Raw genomic sequence first — 8,608 nt, 5'->3', positions numbered from 1 at the left:
CTCTCCGAAGAGGACAAGATCACCGTCGCTCGCGCACGTAAGGTCCAGCGGTTCCTCTCGCAGCCGTTCCACGTGGCCGAGATCTTCACCGGCATCAAGGGCGCTTACGTCAAGGTCGAGGACACGGTACGCAGCTTCAAGGAGATTATCGAAGGCAAGCACGACGACATTCCTGAGCAGGCCTTCTACCTGAAAGGCGGCATCGAAGATGTGCTCGCCGCCGCGGAGAAGATGAAGCAGACGGCGTAGCTATGGCAGAGACAACCACAAACGCGGGACAGTTGGCGGTGCGGCTGGTGACGCCAGACCGAGTGCTGCTGGATGCGACGGCGGACGCGGTGGAGCTTCCGGCGATGTCCGGCTACATCGAGGCGCTCTACGGCCATGCACCGCTGTTGGCGGAGCTTGGTGCGGGCGAGGTCCGCCTGCACGGCGGCACGTCAGACGACCAGAAGTTTTTCGTCGCGTGGGGCTTCGTCGAAGTGCTGCCGGAGCGGGTGACGATTCTCGCTGAGACGGCGCTGCATCCTGAAGAGATCGACCTCGCCGAAGCACGTCAGGAGCTTCACGAGGGCGAGAAGCTCTGGCAGGACGCAGGCGACGACGGAGACAAGTACGACGAGGCCAATGCGGTGACTCGGCAGGCAGAGGAAAAGATTGCCTCGGCCACCGGCAAGAGCACATAAAACCTTCGCACCATTGCACACATTCGAAACCCCGGTCACAGACCGGGGTTTCGTTCTTCAGTTTGCCCAAACCTAGGCCGATTTCTTCTTCGGCTTTGCCGCTGCTTTCTTTTCTGCGGGTTTTGCCGGGGTCTTTGCTGTTGTTTTTGCCGGGGGCTTCACCGGGGTGGCTTCCTGCTGTTCCTGCGCGGCGGCTTCCGCAGCCTGGCGCAGCGCATGGATACAGACGCGCAGCATCTCTTCTTCAGGAGCGGGCTTACCGGTCCATATCTCGAACTGGCGCGCGCCCTGCTGCACGAACATCTCGATACCGGTGATGATGGGGATGTTCTGCTGGCGGGCCAGGCGAATGAGCGGCGTCTCCAGAGGGTTGTACACCAGGTCGAAGACGAGCCTCGTGTTCAGGTCTTTGGCTTCGAGAATCTGGTTGTGCTTTTGCCCGGCCATGCCCACCGGCGTCGAGTTGATGATGACGTCGAAGCTGGTCTTGGCCAGCGCCTCTTTCTTGATGGACTTCGAGCCGGACTGGCGCGCCAGTTTGTGCGCGGTCTCGGGCGTGCGATTCAGGATGAAGACGTCCGCACCCTTGTCGCGCAGGCCGAAGACGGCGGCGCGTCCAGCACCGCCCGCGCCAAGTACCAGCGCCTTGGCGCCACGCAGCGACATGCGCTTTTCGAGCGGCCCAATGATCCCGGCGACATCCGTATTGAAGCCATAGAGATTGCCATCCTGCGCGCGGAGCACCGTGTTGCACGCGCCGATCTTGGCCGAGAGTGGGTCGGTCTTTTCAAGATGCGCCATGATGTCCTGCTTGAGCGGCATGGTGACGCTAAGGCCCTGAATCGGTATCTCGTGGACGAGCTTGATGAGGTCGCTCACTTTGCTTGTCTGGAGCGCGAGGTAGACGGCGTTGACCGTCTCGCGCCGGAAGGCCGTGTTCATCATCACAGGCGAGAGCGAACTACGGATAGGGTTGCCTGCCACGCCGTAGACCTTGGTCGCTGCATCCACCTGATCGATACGGTAGGTTTCGATCAGCGTGCGCGCGGCAATCTGGCCGGGGCCAGTCTCTTCGCCTGCGGTGGCGGCGGCAAAGGTGAAGGCGCTACCCGCGCGCAGGCCGAGCACGCGCGAGATGATGCCTGCGTCGCCCATGCAGATGCCGACGATCTTCGAGTGGTCTTCCATGCGCTCAATGAAGCGCATCAGCGTGACGTTGTCGGTCAGGTGCCTGGCCGTGGGGACAATCTTGATGAAGTCCGGCTGGAACGGCGTAATGCGGTTGTAGATGCCATCGAGGTCTTTGGTCGCGTTGAAGTCATGATGGCTGATAATGATGGCAATACCGGTATCGCGCAGCTTCTGGATGCCCGACTTCTTCAGGGTTTCTGCCGACTCCAGTTCCACGTCGATGAGATGAAAGCCAGTGGCTGCGGCCTTCGAGAGAATCTCAATCTCTGCCGCCACCGAGCCAGTGAACTTGCCTCCGTTGGCCGCACGGCGACAGGTGGCGATGCCGGTGGCCGCGGTGTTCTCGGCGAAGAAGTGCTTGATCTTCGGCAGAGCCAGCAGTGGCTTTTCGAGATAGTCGAGCCGAAACTCGATGAAGGGATTTTCCTTGACGGCAACAGCCGCCTTTTCAAGCATCTCGGCTGGCGTCGAGCCGGTGATGGCGACGCAGACCTTGCCGATACGCGAACGAAGTAATTGCTGGGTAATAGGGGGCACGTTGGCTCTCATGTCTACAATCGCGGTATCTTACAGAGGTCTAGGTCAGTATGCAAATTTTTGTTGAAAAGAAAGGGGTTGGACCTTAGGGGTGAGACGGAGCGCAGGCCGGAACGTCACCCTTACGAGGCTTTAGAATGAGGGAATTATGGTGCGGATTGAAAGCTGGACGCGATGGCCCTGGCTCAGGCATGGGTTCAGTACACGAAGAGGCGGCGTTTCAACAGTTTACGGGAACCTATCCGATTTGAACCTGGGCTGGACCAGGGAGGACGATCCGGCTCTGGTGGCGGAGAACCGCCGACGCTTTGTACGGTCGGTTGGCGGAGATGACAGGCCGTCTGGATGGCGGCTGGTCACGGTCAGGCAGGTCCACTCGAACGCCGTGCACGCAGTGGGCGAAGAGGCGTTCACAGGCTCGCTCGAAACCACTGAGGGCAAAGCCGTGCTCGAAGGCGACGGACTGATGACGCAGGTTCCCGGCGTGATGATCGCGGTGGGCACGGCGGACTGCGTTCCGGTGCTCCTGGTGGATACGAGGCTGCGCGCGGTGGCGGCGCTTCATGCCGGATGGCGGGGAACTGTGGCGGGCATTGCGGAACGCGGCGTAGAGGCGATGCGTAGTGAGTACGGCTCGCGCTTGGAAGACCTCGCTGCAGCCATCGGGCCTGCGATTGGCGCCTGCTGCTACGCGGTGGGTGACGAGGTGCGGGCTGGGTTCGCGGCGCGCTATTCGTATGCCGATGCGCTGTTTCGCAATGCGGGCGCTGCGCTGTATGTGGACCTGTGGGAGGCGAACCGGCGGCAGTTGCTCGATGCGGGTCTCGGGGCGGAGCAGATTGAAGTCGTTGGCGAATGTACAGCTTGCGCGCGCGACCACGATGGACTGCGCTACTTTTCGCATCGCGGCGAGCGTGGGGTGGCGGGGCGGATGCTCAGTGCGGTTGCGGTGCTCGATGGCGCAGCGGCGGATTGATATACTTATCCATGTCGCGTCTCCGTTTTGGCGCGGCTGCGGGCCGGGCTGAGTTTCTGGGCACGGCCCACGGAACAGGTCTGGATGAGCAGAATTCTTGAGACAATCAACTCCCCTGCCGATGTAAAAAAGCTGACGATCCCAGAGCTTTCAGCACTGGCGGAAGAGATACGCGAACGCCTTATCGTTGGAGTTGCGAAGACGGGCGGCCACATTGGGCCAAACCTGGGCGTGGTAGAGCTGACGCTCGCCATGCACTTCGTCTTCGACACACCTGTGGACAGCTTTGTCTTCGATGTGAGCCACCAGGCGTATGTCCACAAGCTGCTGACGGGGCGCGAGAAGCTGTTCCACACCATCCGGCAGCCGAACGGGCTGAATGGCTTTATGCTGCGCACTGAAAGCGAGCACGACTGCTACGGCGCGGGGCATGCAGGCACGGCGCTGAGCGCGGCGCTCGGCATGGCCGTCGCACGCGACCTGGCAGGCGGCACGGAGCACATCGTCGCGCTGGCCGGAGACGCGGCATTCACGAACGGCATTTCGTTTGAAGCATTGAACAACATCGCCGCACAGACGCGCCGCATGATCATCGTGCTCAACGACAATGCATGGTCCATCGACAAGAACGTCGGCGCGATCTCTGAGTACTTCCATAAAATTGTCACCAACACCACCTACAACAGCCTGCACGACAAGGCGGCTGGACTGATTGAACGCATCGGTGGCAAGGCGGTGCGGCATATGGCGCGCAAGGCCGAAGAAGCGGCCAAGGGCCTGATTGGTCCGGGCATGTTGTTTGAAGAGTTTGGGCTGAGTTACTTCGGGCCCATCGACGGCCACAACCTGCCGCTGTTGATCGAGACGTTCAAATTTCTGAAGACGCAGAACAAGCCGGTCATCCTGCACGCCATTACGCAGAAGGGACGCGGCTTCCGGCCTGCTCTGGAGAAGCAGAAAAAATTTCACGGACTCGGGCCGTATGACGCGGAGACGGGCGAGACCAAGTCGGCGGGCCAGAAGACCTACTCGGAGATCTTTGCCGAGACGCTGACGAAGCTGGCCACCGGCAACGAGAAGGTCGTCGCCATTACGGCAGCCATGCCCAACGGCACCGCGCTCGATCTCTTCCGCCCGCATCATCCGTCGCGGTACTTCGATGTCGGCATTGCTGAAGAGCACGCCGTCATCTTCGCGGCGGGCATGGCGACCAAAGGATACAAGCCGTTCTGCGCCATCTACTCGACGTTTTTGCAGCGTGCCTTCGACCCGATCGTGCATGATGTCTGCCTGCAGAACCTGCCGGTGGTCTTTTGCATGGATCGCGGCGGCCTGAGCGGAGACGACGGCCCGACGCACCATGGCCTCTTCGACATCAGCTACCTGCGCGGCATCCCGAACATCGTCCACATGGTGCCGAAGGACGAAGACGAGCTGGCCGACATGATGTACACGGCGATGCTGCACGAAGGGCCAAGCGCGATTCGCTATCCGCGCGGAACCGGGCCGGGTGTCGCGGTGAAAGAGAAGCCGGTGGCGCTCGAAATTGGCAAGGCCGAGGTCATCGCCGACGGTTCCGACGTAGCCGTATTCGGCCTGGGTGCGATGCTGCCCGAAGCAATGCGGCTGGCGGAGATGCTGCGCCTTGAAGGGTTTTCAACCGCCGTCGTCAATCCGCGCTTTGCGAAGCCCATCGATAAGACGTGCGTGGCGGAGTTCGGTTCGCGCTGCCGGTTGCTGATTACGCTCGAAGACCACGTGCTCGCGGGCGGGTTCGGCTCAGCCGTGATGGAGACGCTCAACGAGCTTGACCTGCATGTCCCGGTCGTGCGCGTGGGTTGGCCCGATGCCTTCATCGAGCACGGCAAGGTAGATGCACTCAGAACGAAGTACGGCCTGACCGCCGAAGCCGCGCTACTGAAAGCCAGGCCGCATCTGGCGCGCATGATGGAGCAGGTGCTGGCAAAGCACTTCTAGCCGCTGGCCTGAAAACCTAACACCGATTCCACCGATACGACACGACCACGGGTTTCACGGATGAACACGGATAAAAGCAAAACAAAATCCGTGTTCATCCGCGCAATCCGTGGTCGCTCTTTCCGTCCGCGCCTTCGCGCCGTTTACTGCTTAACGTAGAAGGCGGTCTGTTCTTCGGATGCTTTGCCCGGGCTCCAGGAGACATCGGTGTAGGATTTGCCGTCGGCAGCGAGCGTCTGGGTGCCATAGCCCTGCACCTTGCCGTTGAGCTTCTGGACGTAGGAGAACTTGTGCCGGCCCTCCGGTTTAAACGCAATCGTCATTCCCGGTGGAAGGGTAGGGCCGTTAATGGTGAGATCGGAGCCATCGGCTTTGCCTTCGACTGACGCCTTTTCGCTGGGGAGTTCCCAGCGCATCGTGCCGGGCGAGGGTTCGGAGATGACGAAGTTATCCGGTGCGGAGATTGACACCTTGGTCGAGCGCCATTTTCCCTCAAGGCCCTTCGTTCCGCTGACGCGAACATAGGTGGCGGTGTCGTTGAAGCTGGTTCCATCCGGTTTGGTGCCGGTGTAGGTATTGCTCAGCGTCTTGCCGTCGGCAGAGAGTGACCGATGGATGGTGGCCAGTGTTTTTCCATCGGCCTCGACAACCTGACTCCAGGCATTGTCGCCGTCGGCGGTCCAGGTCGCGGTGCGGTTGCCCCATGAGTGATAGGGTTTGCCATCGACCTTGAAGTCGTAGCTCTCGATGCTGCCGTCGGAGAAGTGCATCATGCCGTTGGCGGCCCTGCTGTAGGTAAACGTATCGCCGGTAAAGTGGCTCTTGGACATGTCCAGCTTCCAGTTGCCGACCCAGGGGTTTTCGGCTGCAAAGGCGGGTAGGGCTGCGAAGGCTGCAACTGCAAAGGCAAGTAATAACTTCTTCATGCGTAATCCTCCTTGGTCTTCCAGAATTTGGGCCGTTGTGGAGGGTCGTGGGGAGTGCGGGAAGATTAGAGCACCGCCGAGCAGAAGTGTAAAGAGACGCGATGGATGCAAAAAAGTGGGTGCCCGGTTAGAGGCACCCAGATTGCGCGAAGCGCAGACCTTAGCCTGGACTTCAGTTGGGCATCAGCACCGTATCGATAACATGAATCACGCCGTTTGACTGAAACACGTCGGCGGTGGTCACGGTGGCCATGCCGCCCTTGGCGTCTGTGAGCATGATGTGGCCGCCGGACATCGTCGCGGTCAGGTCTTCACCCTGCACGGTCTTGAGCGTCGCCTTGCCGTGACCCTTCTTGATCATGCGCATCAACTGCTTCGAGCTGATTCTGCCGGGAACGACGTGGTAGGTGAGGATCTTCACCAGCGTAGCCTTGTTCTCCGGTTTGACGAGCGTCTCAACGGTGCCCGCGGGCAGTTTGGCGAAGGCGTCGTCGGTCGGCGCGAAGACAGTGAACGGCCCGGGGCTGTTGAGCGTATCGACGAGGCCCGCTGCCTTGACTGCGGCGACCAGCGTCTTGTGGATGGGCGAGTTGACCGCGTTCTGAACGATGGTCTTGGTGGGATACATCGCGGCACCGCCGACGTCCGGGTCCTTCTGGGCGAAGGCGCTGAGCGAAGTTAGGGCCAGTGCGGCGATTGCTAGCGATGCGAGAAAGGTCTTCTTCATGGGGTCATCCTTTGTGTGGTCGAAACTTGTTTGCCAAGTGCACTCATTAGCAGTTACGCGGCCTGCTCACCATTGGATTGGCTTGTTCGTAAAAAAACAGCGGCGACGTGAGCGGGTTGGACAGACTCGCCTCGGCGGTATGAGCGCACATGCAACCGATGGGGCGTTGACATTTCCCCGAGCGACTCGTCAACTGAAGACTGGAAGCGATGGGAACGATGATCAGCCAGCGCGGGTTGGACGTAGTGACTGCGAAGGCGCAGACGGCGAAGCGCAGGCACGATCGCGGGCTGCTGCTCATCGGCTTGTTCAAGCTGGGCAAATCGCTCTTGTTCTTCATCATCGGCGTTGGCGTCGTGAAGTTGTTCCACAGGGACATCAGCGATGTGGTGATGCGCGTAGCCATGGCGCTCAAGTTCGATCCGGAGAGCGGGCTGGTAGCCATGGTGCTTAATAAGGTCGACCTGATCGATATGCACAAGCTGAAGCTGATTAGTGCGGCGGCGTTTGGCTACTCGGCCGTGGCGCTCACCGAAGGAGTGGGGCTGGTGCTCGAAAAAGTGTGGGCCGAGTACCTGACGCTGTGCCTCACCATCGCGTTTCTGCCGTGGGAGCTGTATGAGATTGCGCGGAAGCCGAACATCTTTCGGATCGGCGTGTTCGTCATCAATCTTGCTGTGCTCTGGTATCTGGTATGGCTGCTGCGGCGCAAGAAGTCCTCAGCGTCCGTGCAGGCTTAGCACCGATTCGGACCGATAACACCGATGAAAAGTTGAAGGAGGGTAGCCGCCGCGCCCGACTTTCGCTTTTTTTTCGCATACCAGAAGGGGTCGGAAGTTTGCAAGTGTCACAGCAGGTATGAACCATCGAAGCAAACACTATATATAGTGGGTATCCGCCTGTATCCCCCTAGCGCCTGAGTTTTCCACATTCCACTTCGGGAAATGCACAGAATTGCGCAAATTAGTGCTTTACAGCGAGGGGATGCTGAGTGAGGATGGTGGAGCGAAGTGGTAAAAAGTGGTCGAAACGGGATCAACTCAGGTACATCACGACTGAATTCTACCCCGTCAGGCCAGATTTGAACCGAGTTTGAGCAGAGCAGGGTATCGAGGTTGACATGTTCCGGGGTAATCACCCAACGCGCGTGGACGAGAAAGGCCGGCTGAAGCTGCCGGCTGAGTTCAAGCGCCGGGTGGACGAGCTGTACGGGCCCCAGTTCTATATCACCAGCCTCGATGGCAAACGGGCGCAGATCCACCCGCTCAAAGAGTGGGAAAAGATTGAGGCCCAGATGGCGAAGCTCTCGCCGCTGGACCCGGTTCGCAAGAAGTTTCTGGACGTGACGAACTACTACGGCCAGATGGCGGAGATGGACGCGCAGGGCAGGCTGCTGGTTCCGCAGTTGCTCCGCGAGACGGCCAAAGTAATGGGCGAGGTCAATGTGTTGGGCTCGCAGACGTTTCTGGAAGTAGTGAACGCCGAGATGTTCAAGGCCGACCTCCAGAGCGCGAGCGGAGCAGTGGAGTTGACGGCGAGCGATCTGGCTGCGTTTGCCGAGAAGACGAATAGCTAGGGTTTGCGGAAG

8 protein-coding genes and 1 pseudogene are annotated in these 8,608 nt (G+C 60.0%); 6 read left to right on the top strand and 3 right to left on the bottom strand.

The window, feature by feature from the left end; all coding sequences use genetic code 11:
* A pseudogene (locus tag VFU66_RS13265) lies at window positions 1-249 on the top strand (F0F1 ATP synthase subunit beta); the annotation flags it as partial.
* A 2-nt stretch (window positions 250-251) separates the two neighbouring features.
* Window positions 252-686 (top strand): ATP synthase F1 subunit epsilon, encoded by a 435-nt coding sequence (gene atpC, locus VFU66_RS13260; protein WP_326446741.1) that lies wholly within the window; start codon window positions 252-254, stop codon window positions 684-686.
* Window positions 687-758: 72 nt separating this feature from the next.
* On the opposite strand, the gene aroE is transcribed toward atpC, so the two are convergent.
* Entirely contained in the window at window positions 759-2,414 is a 1,656-nt protein-coding gene (aroE, locus tag VFU66_RS13255; protein ID WP_326446740.1) for a shikimate dehydrogenase, read from the bottom strand.
* A 148-nt stretch (window positions 2,415-2,562) separates the two neighbouring features.
* Here aroE and pgeF point away from each other — a divergent pair, with 148 nt between their 5' ends.
* The gene (gene pgeF / locus VFU66_RS13250) at window positions 2,563-3,390 is read left to right on the top strand and encodes a peptidoglycan editing factor PgeF (protein ID WP_326446739.1); all 828 of its coding nucleotides are present in this window, start codon (window positions 2,563-2,565) and stop codon (window positions 3,388-3,390) included.
* An 84-nt stretch (window positions 3,391-3,474) separates the two neighbouring features.
* Complete coding sequence (gene dxs, locus VFU66_RS13245; protein WP_326446738.1) at window positions 3,475-5,367, top strand: 1-deoxy-D-xylulose-5-phosphate synthase; 1,893 nt, start codon at window positions 3,475-3,477, stop codon at window positions 5,365-5,367.
* 143 nt (window positions 5,368-5,510) lie between these two features.
* Here the strand turns inward: dxs and VFU66_RS13240 are convergent, their stop codons facing one another.
* Window positions 5,511-6,293: a hypothetical protein gene (locus VFU66_RS13240; RefSeq protein WP_326446737.1), complete on the bottom strand. Its 783-nt coding sequence runs from the start codon at window positions 6,291-6,293 to the stop codon at window positions 5,511-5,513.
* Between the two features lie 172 nt (window positions 6,294-6,465).
* Window positions 6,466-7,020 (bottom strand): fasciclin domain-containing protein, encoded by a 555-nt coding sequence (locus VFU66_RS13235; RefSeq protein ID WP_326446736.1) that lies wholly within the window; start codon window positions 7,018-7,020, stop codon window positions 6,466-6,468.
* Window positions 7,021-7,229: 209 nt separating this feature from the next.
* Here VFU66_RS13235 and VFU66_RS13230 point away from each other — a divergent pair, with 209 nt between their 5' ends.
* Complete coding sequence (locus VFU66_RS13230) at window positions 7,230-7,760, top strand: DUF2127 domain-containing protein (RefSeq protein WP_326446735.1); 531 nt, start codon at window positions 7,230-7,232, stop codon at window positions 7,758-7,760.
* Window positions 7,761-8,140: 380 nt separating this feature from the next.
* Window positions 8,141-8,596: a division/cell wall cluster transcriptional repressor MraZ gene (locus VFU66_RS13225; protein ID WP_326446734.1), complete on the top strand. Its 456-nt coding sequence runs from the start codon at window positions 8,141-8,143 to the stop codon at window positions 8,594-8,596.
* The last annotated feature ends 12 nt before the right edge of the window (window positions 8,597-8,608 follow it).

Source organism: Edaphobacter sp. (assembly GCF_035763405.1).
Taxonomy (GTDB): Bacteria; Acidobacteriota; Terriglobia; order Terriglobales; family Acidobacteriaceae; genus Edaphobacter.
Note: the sequence above shows the minus strand (reverse complement) of the source record. Positions and strands in the feature narration are given on the sequence as shown.

What these genes read in the sequence shown, in the direction of transcription:
- atpC (WP_326446741.1), top strand. Translation starts at nt 252, where the DNA reads ATGGCAGAGACAACCACAAACGCGGGACAGTTGGCGGTGCGGCTGGTG.
- pgeF (WP_326446739.1), top strand. Translation starts at nt 2,563, where the DNA reads ATGGTGCGGATTGAAAGCTGGACGCGATGGCCCTGGCTCAGGCATGGG.
- dxs (WP_326446738.1), top strand. Translation starts at nt 3,475, where the DNA reads ATGAGCAGAATTCTTGAGACAATCAACTCCCCTGCCGATGTAAAAAAG.
- VFU66_RS13240 (WP_326446737.1), bottom strand. Translation starts at nt 6,293, where the DNA reads ATGAAGAAGTTATTACTTGCCTTTGCAGTTGCAGCCTTCGCAGCCCTA.
- VFU66_RS13235 (WP_326446736.1), bottom strand. Translation starts at nt 7,020, where the DNA reads ATGAAGAAGACCTTTCTCGCATCGCTAGCAATCGCCGCACTGGCCCTA.
- VFU66_RS13230 (WP_326446735.1), top strand. Translation starts at nt 7,230, where the DNA reads ATGGGAACGATGATCAGCCAGCGCGGGTTGGACGTAGTGACTGCGAAG.
- VFU66_RS13225 (WP_326446734.1), top strand. Translation starts at nt 8,141, where the DNA reads ATGTTCCGGGGTAATCACCCAACGCGCGTGGACGAGAAAGGCCGGCTG.